16 protein-coding genes and 1 pseudogene are annotated in these 16,526 nt (G+C 62.9%); 8 read left to right on the forward strand and 9 right to left on the reverse strand.

Going from position 1 to position 16,526, the window contains the following annotated elements; genetic code table 11:
* Positions 1-83: 83 nt before the first annotated feature.
* From U5A82_RS17530 to U5A82_RS17550, 5 genes are read right to left on the reverse strand one after another with little or no spacing between them, the layout of a single operon-like run.
* The gene (locus tag U5A82_RS17530; protein ID WP_326292148.1) at positions 84-1,577 is read right to left on the reverse strand and encodes a hypothetical protein; all 1,494 of its coding nucleotides are present in this window, start codon (positions 1,575-1,577) and stop codon (positions 84-86) included.
* Entirely contained in the window at positions 1,574-2,014 is a 441-nt protein-coding gene (locus U5A82_RS17535; RefSeq protein ID WP_326292149.1) for a hypothetical protein, read from the reverse strand. The genes U5A82_RS17530 and U5A82_RS17535 overlap by 4 nt, the downstream gene beginning before the upstream one ends.
* Complete coding sequence (locus U5A82_RS17540) at positions 2,011-2,574, reverse strand: hypothetical protein (protein WP_326292150.1); 564 nt, start codon at positions 2,572-2,574, stop codon at positions 2,011-2,013. Before U5A82_RS17540 ends, U5A82_RS17535 begins: the two co-directional genes overlap by 4 nt.
* Positions 2,571-2,804, reverse strand: coding sequence for a hypothetical protein (locus U5A82_RS17545; RefSeq protein WP_326292151.1), 234 nt, complete (start codon positions 2,802-2,804; stop codon positions 2,571-2,573). Before U5A82_RS17545 ends, U5A82_RS17540 begins: the two co-directional genes overlap by 4 nt.
* Entirely contained in the window at positions 2,797-3,090 is a 294-nt protein-coding gene (locus U5A82_RS17550; protein ID WP_326292152.1) for a GIY-YIG nuclease family protein, read from the reverse strand. Before U5A82_RS17550 ends, U5A82_RS17545 begins: the two co-directional genes overlap by 8 nt.
* A gap of 402 nt (positions 3,091-3,492) precedes the next feature.
* On the opposite strand from U5A82_RS17550, the gene U5A82_RS17555 reads away from it, so the two are divergent.
* The 4 genes from U5A82_RS17555 to U5A82_RS17570 all read left to right on the forward strand — a co-directional run bounded on the left by U5A82_RS17555 (position 3,493) and on the right by U5A82_RS17570 (position 9,066).
* Positions 3,493-4,431, forward strand: a complete 939-nt coding sequence (locus U5A82_RS17555) for a LysR family transcriptional regulator (RefSeq protein ID WP_326292154.1) — start codon at positions 3,493-3,495, stop codon at positions 4,429-4,431.
* A 114-nt stretch (positions 4,432-4,545) separates the two neighbouring features.
* The gene (locus U5A82_RS17560; protein ID WP_326292155.1) at positions 4,546-6,669 is read left to right on the forward strand and encodes a TonB-dependent receptor; all 2,124 of its coding nucleotides are present in this window, start codon (positions 4,546-4,548) and stop codon (positions 6,667-6,669) included.
* A gap of 145 nt (positions 6,670-6,814) precedes the next feature.
* On the forward strand, positions 6,815-7,930 hold the full coding sequence (locus tag U5A82_RS17565) for a DUF47 family protein (protein ID WP_326292156.1): 1,116 nt from the start codon (positions 6,815-6,817) through the stop codon (positions 7,928-7,930).
* 137 nt (positions 7,931-8,067) lie between these two features.
* Positions 8,068-9,066, forward strand: coding sequence for an inorganic phosphate transporter (locus U5A82_RS17570; protein WP_326292158.1), 999 nt, complete (start codon positions 8,068-8,070; stop codon positions 9,064-9,066).
* A gap of 74 nt (positions 9,067-9,140) precedes the next feature.
* On the opposite strand, the gene U5A82_RS17575 is transcribed toward U5A82_RS17570, so the two are convergent.
* Positions 9,141-9,317, reverse strand: a complete 177-nt coding sequence (locus U5A82_RS17575) for a hypothetical protein (protein ID WP_326292160.1) — start codon at positions 9,315-9,317, stop codon at positions 9,141-9,143.
* A gap of 140 nt (positions 9,318-9,457) precedes the next feature.
* Here U5A82_RS17575 and U5A82_RS17580 point away from each other — a divergent pair, with 140 nt between their 5' ends.
* Positions 9,458-10,870, forward strand: coding sequence for a helix-turn-helix domain-containing protein (locus tag U5A82_RS17580; protein WP_326292161.1), 1,413 nt, complete (start codon positions 9,458-9,460; stop codon positions 10,868-10,870).
* 4 nt (positions 10,871-10,874) lie between these two features.
* On the opposite strand, the gene U5A82_RS17585 is transcribed toward U5A82_RS17580, so the two are convergent.
* Entirely contained in the window at positions 10,875-11,813 is a 939-nt protein-coding gene (locus tag U5A82_RS17585; RefSeq protein WP_326292162.1) for a LysR family transcriptional regulator, read from the reverse strand.
* 223 nt (positions 11,814-12,036) lie between these two features.
* Here U5A82_RS17585 and U5A82_RS17590 point away from each other — a divergent pair, with 223 nt between their 5' ends.
* The gene (locus U5A82_RS17590) at positions 12,037-12,273 is read left to right on the forward strand and encodes a hypothetical protein (protein ID WP_326292163.1); all 237 of its coding nucleotides are present in this window, start codon (positions 12,037-12,039) and stop codon (positions 12,271-12,273) included.
* 12 nt (positions 12,274-12,285) lie between these two features.
* The gene (locus U5A82_RS17595; protein WP_326292164.1) at positions 12,286-13,191 is read left to right on the forward strand and encodes a bestrophin family protein; all 906 of its coding nucleotides are present in this window, start codon (positions 12,286-12,288) and stop codon (positions 13,189-13,191) included.
* 108 nt (positions 13,192-13,299) lie between these two features.
* Here U5A82_RS17595 and U5A82_RS17600 read toward each other — a convergent pair.
* A pseudogene (locus U5A82_RS17600) lies at positions 13,300-14,487 on the reverse strand (acyltransferase family protein).
* Positions 14,488-14,779: 292 nt separating this feature from the next.
* Complete coding sequence (locus U5A82_RS17605) at positions 14,780-15,622, reverse strand: cold-shock protein (protein WP_326292165.1); 843 nt, start codon at positions 15,620-15,622, stop codon at positions 14,780-14,782.
* Between the two features lie 280 nt (positions 15,623-15,902).
* Here U5A82_RS17605 and U5A82_RS17610 point away from each other — a divergent pair, with 280 nt between their 5' ends.
* A complete protein-coding gene (locus U5A82_RS17610) occupies positions 15,903-16,520 on the forward strand; it encodes a ribonuclease D (protein ID WP_326292166.1) in 618 nt (205 codons plus the stop codon).
* The last annotated feature ends 6 nt before the right edge of the window (positions 16,521-16,526 follow it).

Raw genomic sequence — 16,526 nt, forward strand, 5'->3', positions numbered from 1 at the left:
CAACGGCTCGCCCCTGTTCATCGCCTCCGTTGCCGCCAACAGAGCCAGCCCCGCAAAGCCGATTGCGCCGATTCGCTCCCCGCTCATTCGCCCGAACCTCCCTGCTGGCCGCAAGTGCAAGGATCGGCATGAGCATCCGGCAGTTCGCCACCCTCGTCATCCCAGCATACCCGTGATGCGAAGGCGTCCAGCGCCTTGGTCAAAGCCTCAGAATCGACGCGCTCTTCCTCGATCGAGATGGAGACATAGCCCCGTTCCATGATCTGTCGACCAGCCACGACCAGCGCTGCCACATCGGCAGGCACCGCCATCTGCACCGCCTCCCCGGCTGGTGTGGCGTCCGCTGGCTTAAGGGCGGCGGGAAACACGCGAAGCATCCGGGTTGCGACTTCGCGGAACTTGGCCTGCACATCAGACGGCACGATCTTCACAAATCCGCCGTCGCGCTGGCCGGTATCGTCTCGATGTTCGGGCCATGTATAATTGGACCAAGCGTCACCGAACCCGCCTTCGTCATGCAGCCATTGGGCAGCGCGTTCGATATGTTCGGCGTCCACCTCCCCGCGATCTGGCGCAGGGGAGAGGGCGCACTTTGAGCAAACAAAGCGTCCGTGGTCGTCGCACATACCGTCTACGTCCCAGCCTGGACCACCCACCCCGGCATCATCCGTTCGCGCTGGGGTGGTGAGGGCTTGGCGCAGAGCGCGGGCAATGCGATCAAAGGCATCCGCCGTTCTTGCCGCACCCTGCCATCCGCCAGTGCGATTGCGGTCGCGCATTAGGTTGGCCGACATTTCAGCGGCGCGCGCTTCCCTTGCCACAGCCTCCCGCAACCCAACCGGCTCAGCGGCGGGCGGGTGGGCGACAGGCAGCGCTGACCCCGTAGGCTTGGCGGCTTGCTTGGCCCTGATCTTTTCCACGATATGCGGCTGGAGTATGCGCGCCAGTTCGATTTCGCCAGCTTCGTGCATATCGATGTCGGCGGCCAGACAGAGGGCGGCCAGCGTCACCATCACGCCGCCTACTTCCTGTTGCCGCTCGCCAACATCGCGGCCGAACACATAGTCAACGAGCGCATGGGCGCGGGTCGCTGTGAAGCCGGGCATCGTCTGCGCCAGTTCCAGCGCCTCTTCTGTGAAGCGGTCGGCCCGCTCCAGCATGTCGCTGCTGATTTCTGCGCCAAAGCACTGCATCATCCATGGCTGGACACGCTGCTGGAACGCAACCGCCTCCCCCTCAAGAGGGGGATTTGCGCTACTTGCCAGGCCATCCGGGAGTTTCAGAGATCGCGGTCCAGATGCAACCTCTCCCGCGAGCATCCGGGCGGATGAAGAGGTATATTGGGTTTCGGGCATTTGCTCAATAGACTTGCTGTCCGCGAGCATCCGGGCGGCGGGGGTGGAAAGGGCGGCATCTTGGTCTGCGGCCAGCGATGATATGATCGCCTCCAAATCGCCGAACGTTATTTTCAGCATTATTGGAAGGTCGGAACGGCGGTTGGCAACATGTACCCTGTCGCGCTTTCTCTCCAGAGCAGCCGCCAGCGCTTCGGGTTCGGTGGGGGTGGTCGAGGTCATCGTGAGTAAACTCCTGAATGGCCGCGCTCACCATATTTGGCGCGGCGGGTTGCCCATGCCTGTTTGCGGATCTCGGAAATGGTTCGGGCGGGCGTTTCAGGGGCCGTCACCTCGAACACATAATGTCCGCCCCGCCTCCAACTCAGCATGTGATGGCGAAGGTCAGCACGGCGGTTGATGAGGGCGATGATCAATTCTGCGCCAGACCATCCACCAGTGCTGAACTCGATCAGCAGAACTGGCTTGCCAGTGATGCCCTTGCCTTTGCGGACGCGGCACGAGCAGCACATATTCTCGGCAGCGCGGGGCAGTTCGCGAAGGAGCCATTCGCCGGCCAGCTTTATGTCCAACCGCGGCGACGAGACATTGCCCCAAGCGACGAAATCCTCATCGACCGGGTAGCACTCGCCGTATTCGATTTCGGGCCAGTCGCTCATTCGTAGAACCCCCATGCCTTAGCCTCATTTACCCCGAACAGGTTGAGGCGAAGGCGCAGCAGTCGAGCGCTTTTCCGACGCTTGGCTGCATCGCCGGGGTATTTGCGGTCCATATGCGCGTTCATCTCATGATCGGTTTCCAGATCATTGAGCCAGTCGCGCTCCATCCTGCCGAGCGGCTTCCGGTTATGTCCAAGAACCACGACCTCCCGAAACATCTTGCCTCGGAAACCTCCGCACTTCCGGCACCATCCTGCGCCGTTGGTGTAGGTCGAATGGCCGGGGCGATTGCGGCCCCACAGATGGTCGCAGGCGATATCGCGCTGGTACTTCTCGAACGCCTGCCGCTCAGCATCAGCGATCGTCTCGCCCTCGCCACGGATGAACGTGCCGGTCGGAAAGGCCTCGAAGAATGGCACGGCAGGGATCAGCCCGTGGCCCCACTGGACGGTGCAATCATCGGGCCATGCGCAGACAGGCGCGTAATCAGGGTTGGGGTGGATCATGGAGGAAAAGCGATGTTCCGCCGTGCCGGGAACGTGGTGGGCCGCGATTCTCATGCGGCGCCTCCGTTGAGGCGGGCGCGAAACTGATGCCTGTAGAAACGCGCGAGGCGGTCTATGCGCGGACGGCACCAGTCGTCATCCCATTCATCGCCAGTATCCCTGAGGCGCTGTTTGACCTTGGCTCTTGCCTCTGCCCGGCAGGCGGCGGGCAAGGTGAGATAGCGCCTGCCTCCGCCACGATAGACTGTGGCGCTCTCGCTGCTGACGATTAGCGACTCACCCATGGGCCGCCTCCCCGTTCAAGCGGGCGATCTCGGCCTCGATCCCAGCGGACCAATTGAACCACTCGCCATGCTTCCGATCATCGGCAAAGCGGGCGTGGTAAGATCGCTCTGATGCGAAACTGCCAGGCGTCGATGCCAGCAGCTTTTGGGGGCATCCAGTTCGCTTGATCAATTCTGTCAGTCTGGCGGCAAGGTGGCGGGTGAAGCCTATCTTCACATCCTGTCCACACCAGCCAATGAAATAGACGACTGGCTCTCCATCTGGGGCTATAGGGATATCCGTCATGCGATGCTCCAATCATCGTGTGCGCGGCCCTCGGTCCTGTGGCGGGATCGAGGGCCAAAACAGTTTGCTTCCCGACGACAAGCCATTGAATCAAATGGCTTGAAAATCGCGAAAGTTTGCTCGCAAATGTTAGGAGGACCGGGATATTTCCTAGCTTGGAAGGCTAGTGCTCTACCATTGAGCTATACCCGCAACACTTTGGGATAGTTCGGAATTATTCGGCTGTTCCAAGGCCATTCCGACTGTCCATCAGTCGGTATTCCGACTGGCTGCTGGACGGGCGGATAATCCAGCGCGCTTCACCCGTCAACCGCCTGCATCATTCAGCCCTTAACCATTGTTTTCGCATGGCGGGCCCCTTCCCCTGTTCCCGCTGCGATGAGAATGGTCTATCACCCTGCCATGGATAGCCCATCCCTGCGCCAGTTGGACATATTCGCGCAGATGGTGGCCGCTGGCAGCGTCGCGCGCTGCGCTGCCGATCTGGGCGTCGGTCATGACCAGATATTGCGTGACCTTGAATCACTGGAGATGCGGCTGGGCTATCGCCTGTTCGACGATTTGGATGGCGCGGCGCGGTTGACGCCCGCGGGCCGCAAGACCGCGCAGGCGATGACATTGTTGTCGCAGGACGCGCCCGCCCCCGTGGAAGACGCCGCGCCGGACCTCACACCCGCCGCTGCCCCCGCCTTCGTTCCAACCTTCGCCATCCCCGATAACCCGCCCCGTCAGGTCATCACGCTGGCCGCCCCGGCACCCGTCTTCGGCCATTTCCAGGATGCGCTGACCGCGTTCGAAGCGGCGAACGAGGATATCGCGATCACGCTCGACCTGCATGTCCACACCGCTGAGGACGCCGCCAGCGCGCTTGCCAACGGGCGGGCGGACATCGCCTATTTCTATGCGCTGGAGGAACCCGCCGGTTTCGGCTCCCGCTATGGCTGGTCCGAACCGCTCAGCCTCTATGCGGGAAGCGACCATGCCCTCGCGCGCGCCGACAGCGTCAGCCGCGACGATCTGGCGCTGACGCCAATGCTGTCGCTGGAAACGCGCAGCGGGATGCGGGAGATCATCGAAACGGCGTTGGCCAAGGGGCGGATGCACAACAGGATGCCCCTGCTGGAAAGCGACAATATGTTCGAGATCATCGCCGCCCTGCGCGATGGCGCGGGCTGTTTCGCCGCGTTCGGCACGCTGGCCCGCGACATCGGCCGGATGAGCGGTATCCAGCGGCTGGCGCTCGACATGCCGCTGCCCGCGATCGAAATCCGCCAGGCGATCGCCCCGCGCGCAGCGGAAAAACCGGCGGTCGAAGCGCTGGCCGAGTTTCTATTTCTGTAATCATGACGAAAATTTAATGGCTCGCTGCAGCGGAAACGGGCTGAACCGATCTTGATATGATGTATCATCCTCGATACAGGATTACATCAGACCAGAACCAAAGGGTTGATCTTCATGTCCCGCTTTCCCTTGCTGCGCGCAGGCTGCGCCCTGCCCGCCCTGTGCCTCGCCTATCCCCTGTTCGCGCAGGACACACCCAAGCCGGATATGGCTGACCAGGCCTATCATGACTCGCAGGCCAACATCGTCGTCACCGCCATCATCCCGCGCAAGCAGGGGGACATACTGTCGGGCACGACCGTGCTGACCGGGCAGCAGCTGACACGCGAACTGCGCTCTACCATCGGCGAGACGCTGGCGCGTCAGCCGGGCGTTTCGGCCACATCCTTTGGCCCCAACGCGTCCCGCCCCATCCTGCGCGGGTTCCAGGGCGAACGCGTCCGCATCCTGACCGATGGCATCGGCAGTTTCGACGTATCCAACACGTCGGTCGACCATGCCGTGGCGATCAATCCGCTGACCGCTGACCGGATCGAAGTGCTGCGTGGGCCTGCGGCGCTGCTTTATGGATCATCCGCCATCGGCGGCGTGGTCAATGTGATCGACAGCCGCATTCCGCGCCGCGTGCCCGACGAACCGGTGCATATCGACGCGATCGGCACCTATGGCAGCGCATCGAACGAACGCACCGGATCGGGCGAGGTCGAAATCCCGCTGGGCGACAAGTTCGTCGTCCATTTCGACGGCAGCTACAACAAGACCGGCAATCTGGACACCGGCAGCTATATCCTGACCCCGGCGTTGCGCGCGCAGGCGGCGGCGAGCGGCGATCCGGAGATTGCGGCGCTGTCGACCCTGCGCGGCAAATTGCCCAACAGCGCTGCGGAAACATGGGAAGTCGCAGGCGGAGCAGCCTTGATCACCGATGGCGGCAATCTCGGCTTTTCGGTGGCCCATACCGACAATTTCTATGGCGTTCCGGTACGCTATGCGACGGAAGCGGGCGGCGAGGCCGAACAGGTGCGCCTGCACATGAAGCAGGATCGCGTCGACCTGCGCGCCGAATTGCCGGTCAATGGCAGCCTGCTGGAATCGATCCGCTTCCGCGCCGGTTTCGCCGATTACCAGCATCAGGAGATCGAGGACACAGGAGAGGTCGGCACGACCTTTTACAACCAGTCCATGGAATCGCGGCTGGAACTGATCCAGGCCAATCGCGGCGGATGGGACGGCGCGGTCGGCGCGCAATTCTTCACCCGCAAATTCTATGTCGTGGGCGAGGAGAAATTCCTGCCGCGCAACCAGACCGATCAGATCGGCGTCTTCACGCTCCAGTCGATCGACCTGGGCAAGACGCGCGTCGAGGTCGGCGGGCGGTTCGAACATACCGACGTGAGCGCCGACGCTGACGACACGTTGTTCAACCCGTCCTATGACCGCAGCTTCGACACCGTGTCGGGATCGGTCGGCGCGAGCCGCGAACTGGTCGCGGGCTGGCGGCTGGGCCTGAACCTGTCGCGCACCGAGCGCGCGCCATCCGCCGAAGAACTGTTCGCCCGCGGCAACCACGCCGGCACGCAGGCGTTCGAGGTCGGCAATCCGAATTTCTCGAAGGAAAAGAGCTGGGGCATAGAAGGCACGCTGCGCGGCCAGGGCGAGGGCTATACGATCGCCCTGTCGGCCTATCACAACTGGTTCAGCGGCTATATCTACGACGCACTGGTCGACGACAGTGCCTGCATGGCGGTCAACGGTGGCGCGGAGCTGGACTTCCCCTGCTATCAGTATAGCCAGGCCGATGCCCGCTATCTGGGTTTTGAAGCGGAAACCACGGTCAAGCTGGCGCAGGTCGGCAATTATGGGATCAGCTTCAACGGCGTGGCCGACTATGTCCGCGCCACGATCACGGGGAATGACAGCGGACCCGCGCCACGCATTCCGCCGCTGCGCCTGCTGGGCGGGCTGGAAGCCCAGGGCGACCGGCTGAGCCTGCGTGGCGAGGTGGAGCATAGCTTCGCACAGAACCGCACGTCCGCGCGGGAAACGAATACGGACAGCTTCACGCTGGTCAATGCGTCGGTGTCCTGGAAGCCGTTGAAGAGCAATGACCGCACCACGTTGACGCTGTCGGCCAACAATATATTCGATGTCGAAGCCCGCCGCGCGGCGAGCTTCCTCAAGGATTATGCCCCGCTGGCCGGTCGCGACATCCGCCTGACGGCCCGCCTGTCGATCTGATCCCACGCTTTTGGCCCCTTCGCGCGGTTTAGACGTCGTGCGCAGGGGCCAATTGCGAAAAATGACAATATCGTTACAGTGCGCCCATGGAACGCGCGGCGGGTAATGATGATGGGTTGGGCATGGTCCCGGGACGGGTCGGCTGATGCGCCAGATCGCCGCCCTGCCCTATACGACCGATGCCGACGGCGCGATGCGCATCCTCCTCATCACATCGCGCGACACGCGCCGCTGGGTGATTCCGAAGGGCAATCGCATCAAGGGCATGGCCGGCCATCGCGCCGCCGAACTGGAAGCCTATGAGGAAGCGGGCATCCATGGCATCGCCTGCCCCGCCCCGCTCGGCCGCTACCGTTATGACAAGCGCAAGCGCAACGGCAGTTCGCGCGAGGCGACGGTCGAGGTTTTTCCGCTTGCGGTCACCGGCCACCTGACGCAATGGCCCGAACAGGGCCAAAGGGAACTGCGCTGGTTCCCCGTAGCCGACGCTGCAAAAGCGGTGGACGAACCGGATTTGCAGTCGATCATCGCGGCCTTCCGCGAACCGCCTGCCAATCCCGGCTGGTTCTTTCGCCTGTTGCTGGCGATCCGCGAAAAGCACAATGAAAGGACTGGAATGCTGCGCTGGTTTCATGGGTTGATGCCCAAACAGGGGCGCTTCTTCGAACAGTTCGAGGATCACGCCGCCACGCTGGTCATCGGCGCGGACGCGCTGGCCAAGCTGCTGAAAGGCGGCCCGGACATGGCCGAGCATATCAAGGCGATATCCGACCGCGAGCATGAGGCGGACGATATCATCCGCGACGTGTTGCAGGATGTGCGCCGCATCTTTGTCACGCCTTTCGACCGCAGCGCCATCACCGGCCTGATCGGCGTGATGGACGACGCGATCGACCAGATGAACCAGACCGCCAAGGCGATCGCGCTGTATGAGGTCAAAACGTTCGCGACGCAGATGCAGGATATGAGCGCGCTGATCGTGGAATGCGCGCGCATCACGGCCGAAGCGATGCCGCTGCTGCGCTCGCTGAACCTCAATTCCACCCGGCTGCACGAACTGACCGAACGACTGGTGAAGCTGGAAGGCCATGCCGACATCCTGCACGAGGCGGGATTGAAGGCGCTGTTCCAACAGGCGCAGGCGGGCAACCCGATGGACTTCATCGTCGGCAACGAAATCTACAGCCATCTGGAAAAGGTGACCGACCGATTCGAGGATGTCGCCAACGAGATTTCCGGCCTGGTCATCGACCACGCCTGATCCGCTCGCGGCACATACACCCGTTCGCTTCGAGCCTGTCGAGAAGCGGATAGCGCGCCCATCTCGTTTCTCGACTTCGCTCGAAACGAACGGATTTTAGGATGCTTCGATCCATGCAGGACAGAGTGTAACTCGCCATGGACCCCATCGCCCTCCCCCTGCTGATCGCGCTGATCGGCGTCGCCTTGCTGTTCGATTTCCTGAACGGCCTGCACGACGCCGCCAATTCGATCGCGACCATCGTGTCGACCCGCGTGTTGAAGCCGCAATATGCGGTCGCCTGGGCCGCCTTCTTCAACTTCATCGCCTTCCTCTTCTTCGGCCTGCATGTCGCCGAGACGGTGGGCAAGGGCATCGTCGGCGCCAGCATCATCGATCCGCAGGTCATCTTCGGCGCGCTGATGGGCGCGATCGCCTGGAATCTCATCACATGGGGGTTGGGCATTCCGTCCTCGTCCAGCCATGCGCTGATCGGCGGTCTGCTGGGCGCGGGCACGGCCAAGGCCGGGCTGGGCGCGGTCGTGTGGAGCGGCGTGTTCAAAACCAGCGCCGCGATCGTCATCTCGCCAGCGGTCGGCCTGTTTTTGGCGCTGATGCTGGTGCTGGCCATCAGTTGGATATTCCGTCGCTTCACACCGCAGGGCGCAGACAAGGTGTTTCGCAAGCTGCAGCTTGTTTCGGCATCCCTCTATTCGCTGGGTCATGGCGGCAACGATGCGCAGAAAACGATGGGGATCATCGCCGTGCTGCTCTATTCGCAGGGCATGCTCACCGGCGGTTTCCATGTTCCGCTCTGGGTGGTGCTGAGCTGCCAGGCCGCAATGGGGCTGGGCACCTTGCTGGGCGGGTGGAAAATCGTGCACACCATGGGGTCGAAGATCACCCGGCTGACACCGGCGCAGGGTTTCTGCGCGGAAACCGGCGGCGCGATCACCCTGTTCATGGCGACGCATCTGGGCATTCCGGTATCGACGACCCATACCATCACCGGGGCGATCGTGGGCGTGGGCGCATCACGGCGGCTGTCGGCGGTGCGATGGAACGTGGCGTCCAGCATCATCGTCGCCTGGGTCGTGACCCTGCCCGCCGCTGCGGCGATCGGGGCGCTGTTCTACTGGCTGACGACATTCTTCTAAAGCGCAGCCGTGTGGGCGATGAAAAGGGCGCGGGAATGATCCCGCGCCCTTTTGTCATGCAGTCCGTGCGCTGGTTAAGCCACCCGGCCGAGGCGGTGATAGAGATTGGCATATTTGACCGATTCCGGCTGGTCCTGAACCTCGCGCAGATAATGGGCGATGGCGGTGCGGATGAGGCCGAAATCCTGCTGCGAGAAAACGGCGCGCGAACGGGTCGGCTCGCAGGTCTGTTCGATCGTATCGGTGGTCATAGTGTCGTCCTTCGCGGCTAAGCCCGTCGGGGCTGATGAACAGCGAATTAGACAGGTCAATCGCGCATGGTAAGGGCGATGAGTGACCGGAAGTCATAATCTTCTTTGGTCATATTGTCACTCTATGACATAATGACCAAATGGCTGAACTGACTGATCGCAAACTCTATCTTGGTCCCAAACTGCGCGTCCTGCGGCGCGAACTTGGGCTGAACCAGACCCAAATGGCGGAGGAACTGGGCGTTTCGCCCAGCTATCTCAACCATCTGGAGCGCAACCAGCGCCCCCTGACCGCGCAGATGCTGCTGCGGCTGGCCAATACCTATGACATCGATATTCGCGATTTCACGGCGCAGGCGCAGGAGGGGGGCCCCGGCGACCTGAGCGAAATCCTGTCCGATACGCTGGTGCGCGACATCGGCATCGCCCGCGACGAAGTGCTGGAGGTCGCGGAAAATTATCCTGGCGTCAGCGAGGCGATCGTGCGCTTCTACCGCGCGCTCGGCGACCTGCGGCGGATGCCGGGCGAGGTGGCCGCAGGCGGCGGTGGCCCGCCCCCGCTGGTCGCACCGATCGACTGGCTGCGCGAAACGATCGCGCGCGCGGGCAATTATTTCGCGGAGATAGACATTGGCGCGGAAGCGATCGCCGCCGACCTGCCCGACGATCCCGCCCTGTTGCAGGCGGCGTTGCGCACGCGGTTGAAGGACCGGCATGGCATGGCGTGCCAGGTCGTGCGCAGCGATATTCTGGCCGACAGGCTGCGCCATTATGACATGCACCGGCGCAGGCTGTTACTGAACGAGCGCCTGCCCCCGTCCGGCCGCCTGTTCGCCGTCGCCTATCATCTATGCGCGCAGGAACTGGCCGATGTCATCGCGGCGCAGATCACGCGCGCCGCGCCGCCGGACGAGGACAGCCGCCGCCTGGCCAGCATTGCGCTGACCAACTATGCCGCCGCCGCGCTCATCATGCCCTATGACCGTTTCCGCCAGGCGGCCGAGCAGAGCCGCCACGACCTGCCCCTGCTGCGCGACCGCTTCGGCGTGTCGAGCGAGCAACTCGCCCATCGGCTCACCAGCCTCAACCGCACGGGCGCGCGCGGCATCCCTTTCTTCATGGCGAAGGTTGATCGCGCGGGCATCCTGTCCAAACGCTTCGACGGCGAAGCCTGGCCCTTCGCCCGCTATGGCGGCACCTGTCCGCGCTGGGACGCGCATGGTTCCCATGAAGCGGACCGGGTGACGCCGCAATTGATCGAGACGCTGGACGGCAAGCGGTTCGTGACGCTGGCGATCGGCCTGCCGCCCGGCGCCAGCGGCGCGCGCGGCCGGTCGGTGATCGCGCTGGGGTGCGAGGCGAAGCATGCCGCGCGGATCTTCCATGCCGACGGGATCGACGGGGACAAGGGCGAAGCGACCGGCGTAGGGCCGACATGCCATCTGTGCGATCGTCGCGCCTGCCCCGACCGGGCGCTGCCACCGGTGACGCGCGCGCTGGACCTGCACAGCTATGAACGGACGATCGCGCCCTTCCCGTTCCGGCGGGTGTGAGCGGTCAGACAGACACGATTTTCAGGGCAGGCGTTGGCTTCGGGGCGGGCGCAGGCGTGACCGGCCAACCCTTCTTCAGATGCCGCGACAGGAAATCGAGGCAGGACCGGACCTTCGCCATTTCTCCCTGACCCGGCACATAAAGCGCGACGATGGAGGAAGCAGGCAGCGCGACGTCTGGCAATATCCGCTGCAACCGACCCGCATCCAGATCGTCGGCCACTTCCCACAGCGATTTGATGACGATGCCCGCACCATCCAGCGCCCAGGCCCGCGCCATTTCGCCGTCATTGGTGCTGAGCGTCACGCGCGGTGCATTGCCGGTGCCGACGACCGATCGCCACAAGTCCTGCTGCCCGTCGCCCACGACGATATTGTCGTGCAGCGCCAGGTCGGTGATGCTGTCCGGCCGACCGCGGCGGTTGAGATAGTCGGGCGCGGCGCAGAACAGCCGGGGATTGTCGGTCAGCCGCTTCATGGTCAGCGTGGAATCGGGTGGCGGGTCGAAACAGATGGCGATGTCGTGGCCGGTTTCCACGATATTCGTCACCTGTTCGGCGGTTTCCAGATGGATGGCGACGTCGGGGTGCAGCGTCGCATAGTGACGGAACAGCGGCGCCAGGCGCATCCGCGCCGCATTGATCGTCGTCACCACGCGCAGCAGGCCGGTCGCCTCCGTCGCGCGGCGCATGACGTCGGTTTCGACATCGTCGATCGCGCTGAGCGCCTGACCCGCCCGATCATAGAGCAGGCTGCCTTCCTCCGTCAGCGACAGGTGGCGACTGTTGCGGCGGATCAGCATCACGCCCAGCCGCGCCTCCAGTTGCGAGAGCCGACGGCTGGTCGCGGCGAGCGACAGGCCCAGGCGGCGCGCCGCTTCGGACAGCGTGCCCGATTCGGCAATCTTCACGAAGGATTCGATTTCAGCAAAACGATCGGCCATCGCTCCAAGCTAGGGACGCGATGCTGCAACGCAATAGATCGCATGTTGCAAGAGCGTATCCTTTCATTGCTCCGTCTCTGATAACCAGCGCCTTTGTAAGCTTTCTTTGCCGACTTTTGCCGCACGCAAGCATGGCTTGCGTGGGCCGCAGGCCGTTGACCAGGGCTTTTGCAGCGCATCATTTTAACGCCGTTTTCCCGCAATCCCGACGGAGTAACCATTCATGCCGATGCTGAGCGCACGCCGCGCCAAGGTCGATCCGCCGATCGCCTGGAACGATATCGAAGCGCTGCCCATCTATGCCGCGATGCTGCTGGGCCTCATCTGCCTGGCCTTCGCGCTGACCGATACGACCCCCACCCTCCATGCCACGATGCTCAAGGCCGTGGGCATCGTCGGCAGCCTGGCGCTGCGCCATGCCTGGCTCAGCCTGGATGATGAGGACGGCGCGGCCTTTTAAGAGACACAGGGCATGATCGTCGGACGCCACCCCCGCATCCGCCAGAGTTTCCAGCAGGCGTGGAGCGCGCTGACCGCGCTGTTCTTCTGGGATCTGGCGGTCACCATCTTCTACTTCGTCTCCCCCTTTCAGGCGCCCGCCCTGCCGCTGACCATATTCGGCACCGCGCTGGCGCTGGTCCTGGGCTTCCGCGTCAACAGCGCCTATGCGCGCTGGTGGGAAGGCCGCATCTTGTGGGGCGCGATGGTCAATGTGTCGCGCAGCTATGCGCGCGCCGTGCTGGCCTATCTGCCCGACACGGCGCAAGCGCGCGCCGTGGGCGTCACGCTGGTGAAGCGCCATGTCGCCTATGTCCATGCGCTGCGCTGCCAGTTGCGGCGCGAAGACCCAGCGCCCGACATGCGCCGGGTGCTGGAGGGCGAAGGACAGGACGTCGCGGGCGGCGACCTGCCCGAACTGGCGCGGCGCAACCCGGCCAATGGCGTGCTGGACGGGTCAGACCGCCAGTTGATGGACGCGGTGCGGCGCGGTTGGATCGACACCATCCAGCATAGCCGGATCGAAGGCATGTTGATCGACATGTCGAACGCGCAAGGGGGCATGGAGCGGATCAAGAACACGCCGCTGCCCGCCCAATATCGCGCCTTCCCCAAATATTTCACCCGGCTGTTCTGCATCCTGCTGCCGATCGGGCTGGTCGAAACGCTGGGCATCGCGACGCCGATCGGGTCGGCGGTGGCGGGCTTCATGTTTCTGGCCGTGCTCCAGATCGGCGACGACCTGGTCGATCCGTTCGGCAACGACGTGCACGACCTGCCGCTGACCAGCATCACCACGACGATCGAGGCGGACATGAACCAGGCCATCGGCCTGCCTGCCCCGCCACCGCTGGAGCCGGTCGATGGGGTGTTGTGGTGAGGGGCGAGGGCGGCCTACCAGTAGCGACTGATCACTGCGCCGATGCTAAAACGACAAGGTAGCGTTGGAACGCGGACACGCAGACATGGTCGGACAGGTACGCCGCCATCAATCCCGTGATTCAATGGTTGTGAAACGCCGCTTCAATCTTAAGAACGGCGTTTCGACATAACGGTACAGAAGGGAAGCCACCGATACCGTCGCGGCAAAGGCAAGCGCCATACCGATATTATTCTGCCACTCCGCCAGACCGGCATTGTCCAAGACTCGAGTAAACCACGGTCGCATCTTGTCATAGATGATCCAGAAGAAGAATATGTGGATCAGGTACATGCCGTAGGAAATACGTCCCAGATAGGCGAGCGCGCGTGGCAGATAGCGCCGCGGCATCCCCAACACGCTGACCAGCATCAACGCCGCCCCGCCCAGTACCAACGGTCATCCCGCCAGACTTTGCTCTATGGTCGAGCGGGGATTGTCGGCCGCGATGCCGAACTGGGTGAACGCGACCAGCCACATCCCCACTGCCATCCCGAACAGCCCAACGCGCAGGACGACGGGCCAGTTGGGTTCGCGCCCTCGCAGACCCAGGGACAAAAGCATGCCACCGGCGAAAAACTGGAACTGCACGAAACTGTTGGTCCATTGACCGCTGAACTGTGATGTGGGCGTAAATCCGGCCGCATAATAGATGATGACGGCATAAGCGACGATCAACACGCCGATATTCACCAGGACCAGCGTCCTTCGAGCCAGCATCGCCAGGAGCGGGATAGCGATATAAAATTGTTCCTCGACCGACAGGCTCCACATCGGATTGACGGGATATTCGATCCAGCCATTGAAGCTAATGTACCAGTTACCGGCAAAAGCCATGAACGACGCGATCTTCCCTGGGCTGTCCGCGCCCGCGCCGGGCAGGAACTGGTTCAGACATACTAAACCGAAGAATATCAGAAAATAGAGCGGCCAAATTCTGAGAATACGCCGGACGTAGAAAGCGCGCACGTCGATCCGTCCGGTTGCGGCCCGCTCCCGTTGCAGCAATTCGGTTATCAGGAACGCGCTCAACAGGAAAAAGACGGGCACCCCGTAGACGCCGGTCATAGTAAAGGCGTGATACCAAGGATGCGCCACCGGATCGATCGGCGCCAGGTCGTTGCGATGCGTGATGAACACGAACAGGAACGCGAAAAAACGGAGACAATCGAGTTCCGGTCGATAGTAGCGCGGAACATGATGATCGACGTCGCCGGGGCTTTTCTGGGTGCGCGCGTCTGCCGGAGGCTCATACATAGAGGGCCATCGCAACCAGATGCCCAACCAGCATATCCTGTGTCCATCACACAATCAAACGAAGCCATCCATACCATATTTTTATTCATGAAGCAATGCTTCACCTATAAAATTCACGCGCACACCCGTGGCATCAAGGAGGCAAAACGATACCGGCCGATATCGCCCTTCCCTGCCCGGGGTTTTGCTCAGAAGTCGTCCGTCATATCCCCGACCCAAAGAAAAAGGGGCCGCCCTTGCAGGCAGCCCCTTCTCTATCCTCTCCCTTGTAACAGGGATGATCCGTCCGGCCTTATTCGGCCTTCGACTGGAGGTTCACTGCGGCGTACTTGCCGCGGCGATCGACTTCCAGTTCGAAGTCGAGGCGGTCGCCTTCGTTGAGGGCGGCCATGCCGGCGCGTTCGACGGCGCTGATGTGGACGAAGGCGTCGGGCTGGCCATCGTCGCGCTGAATGAAGCCGAAGCCCTTCATCGCGTTGAAGAACTTCACGGTGCCGCTGGATCGCTCACCGGTCAGCTGACGCTGCGGGCCACCACGGTCGCCGCCCGCAGGGGCGCCGAAGCCACCGGCGCGGGGTTCGCGCGCTTCACGCGGCGGGCCGCGATCGGTGACGGGCAGCGGTTCGCCGTCGATCACCAGATCGGTCGCCGACACCTTGCCGCCACGATCGACCAGGGTGAAGCCGAGCGGCTGTCCTTCGGCCAGACCGGTGAGGCCGGCCTGTTCGACAGCGCTGATATGTACGAACACGTCTTCGCCGCCATCGTCACGCACGATGAAGCCGAAGCCCTTTTGGCCGTTGAAGAATTTTACGACGCCCTTGCCTTCGCCGACGACCTGGGCAGGCATGCCGCGACCACCGCCGCCACCGCCGCCAAAACCACCGCCGCCGCCGCCGAAGCCGCCGCCGCTGCGACCACCGCCGAAGCCGCCGCCACCGCCGCGGTCACCGCCGCCGAAACCTCCACGATCGCCGCCGAAGCCGCCACCGCCGCCGCCGAAGCCGCCGCGATCACCGCCAAAACCGCCGCCGCCAAAGCCGCCACGGTTGCCCGAATCGTAGAAATTGTCGTCGCCGAAACCGTCGCGCTTATCCTTGCCGCGCCCGCCGCGGCGACCTCTATCAAAACTCATGCCCTGTTAGTCACTTTCGCTTCGCCCCAAGACCAATCGGACAAACATGTCGGGCGAATGACATGCAGAATCCACCGCAGACGCGGATTTGGGACTCACTATATCAACTTTTCCGCAGGGCGCGAATGATTTTCACGCCTGTGGTCCCGTTCCGTTCCAATAGACCCAAAATCCCGTAATTCGCTGCCATTCACCGCATTCATGCTCCATTTCATCGCGACGGCGCGCACATGCAAAGCCTTGATTGCGGTTCGCCCACTTTAGCCATAGAGGGAATGGCATGACCGTGCATTTTCATGAAGAAGATCTGCCCGCCGGCGTGCTCGCCCCCGGCCCGATCGCCATCGATACCGAAACCATGGGCCTCATCACCCCGCGCGACCGCCTGTGCGTGGTCCAGATCAGCGATGGCAAGGGCGACGAACATCTCGTCCGCTTCAACCCCGGCAGCGATTATGCCGCACCCAATCTGAAGGCCGTGCTGGCCGATCCGGAACGGCTGAAACTCTATCATTTCGGCCGGTTCGACATCGCCGCGATCCAACATTATCTGGGTGTGGTCGCCGCACCCGTCTATTGCACCAAGATCGCCTCGCGCCTGATCCGCACCTATACCGACCGCCACGGGTTGAAGGAACTGGTCCGCGAACTGCTGGGCCAGGACATCAGCAAGCAGCAGCAGTCGAGCGACTGGGGCAGCCCCGTCCTGTCGGATGCGCAAAAGGATTATGCCGCGTCGGACGTGCGCTATCTGCATGCGCTCAAGGCCGAACTGGACAAGCGCCTGATCCGCGAAGGCCGGATGGAACTGGCCCAGGCCTGTTTCGATTTCCTGCCCCATCGCGCGCAACTCGACCTGGCCGGATGGCCGGAGATCGACATCTTCGCGCATATGTAAGGGAGG

Source organism: Sphingobium sp. CR2-8, from assembly GCF_035818615.1.
In the GTDB taxonomy this organism is placed as follows: domain Bacteria; phylum Pseudomonadota; class Alphaproteobacteria; order Sphingomonadales; family Sphingomonadaceae; genus Sphingobium.

Coding starts and splice junctions, on each gene's coding strand:
- U5A82_RS17530 (WP_326292148.1), bottom strand. CDS start 1,577: ATGACCTCGACCACCCCCACCGAACCCGAAGCGCTGGCGGCTGCTCTG.
- U5A82_RS17535 (WP_326292149.1), bottom strand. CDS start 2,014: ATGAGCGACTGGCCCGAAATCGAATACGGCGAGTGCTACCCGGTCGAT.
- U5A82_RS17540 (WP_326292150.1), bottom strand. CDS start 2,574: ATGAGAATCGCGGCCCACCACGTTCCCGGCACGGCGGAACATCGCTTT.
- U5A82_RS17545 (WP_326292151.1), bottom strand. CDS start 2,804: ATGGGTGAGTCGCTAATCGTCAGCAGCGAGAGCGCCACAGTCTATCGT.
- U5A82_RS17550 (WP_326292152.1), bottom strand. CDS start 3,090: ATGACGGATATCCCTATAGCCCCAGATGGAGAGCCAGTCGTCTATTTC.
- U5A82_RS17555 (WP_326292154.1), top strand. CDS start 3,493: ATGGATAGCCCATCCCTGCGCCAGTTGGACATATTCGCGCAGATGGTG.
- U5A82_RS17560 (WP_326292155.1), top strand. CDS start 4,546: ATGTCCCGCTTTCCCTTGCTGCGCGCAGGCTGCGCCCTGCCCGCCCTG.
- U5A82_RS17565 (WP_326292156.1), top strand. CDS start 6,815: ATGCGCCAGATCGCCGCCCTGCCCTATACGACCGATGCCGACGGCGCG.
- U5A82_RS17570 (WP_326292158.1), top strand. CDS start 8,068: ATGGACCCCATCGCCCTCCCCCTGCTGATCGCGCTGATCGGCGTCGCC.
- U5A82_RS17575 (WP_326292160.1), bottom strand. CDS start 9,317: ATGACCACCGATACGATCGAACAGACCTGCGAGCCGACCCGTTCGCGC.
- U5A82_RS17580 (WP_326292161.1), top strand. CDS start 9,458: ATGGCTGAACTGACTGATCGCAAACTCTATCTTGGTCCCAAACTGCGC.
- U5A82_RS17585 (WP_326292162.1), bottom strand. CDS start 11,813: ATGGCCGATCGTTTTGCTGAAATCGAATCCTTCGTGAAGATTGCCGAA.
- U5A82_RS17590 (WP_326292163.1), top strand. CDS start 12,037: ATGCCGATGCTGAGCGCACGCCGCGCCAAGGTCGATCCGCCGATCGCC.
- U5A82_RS17595 (WP_326292164.1), top strand. CDS start 12,286: ATGATCGTCGGACGCCACCCCCGCATCCGCCAGAGTTTCCAGCAGGCG.
- U5A82_RS17605 (WP_326292165.1), bottom strand. CDS start 15,622: ATGAGTTTTGATAGAGGTCGCCGCGGCGGGCGCGGCAAGGATAAGCGC.
- U5A82_RS17610 (WP_326292166.1), top strand. CDS start 15,903: ATGACCGTGCATTTTCATGAAGAAGATCTGCCCGCCGGCGTGCTCGCC.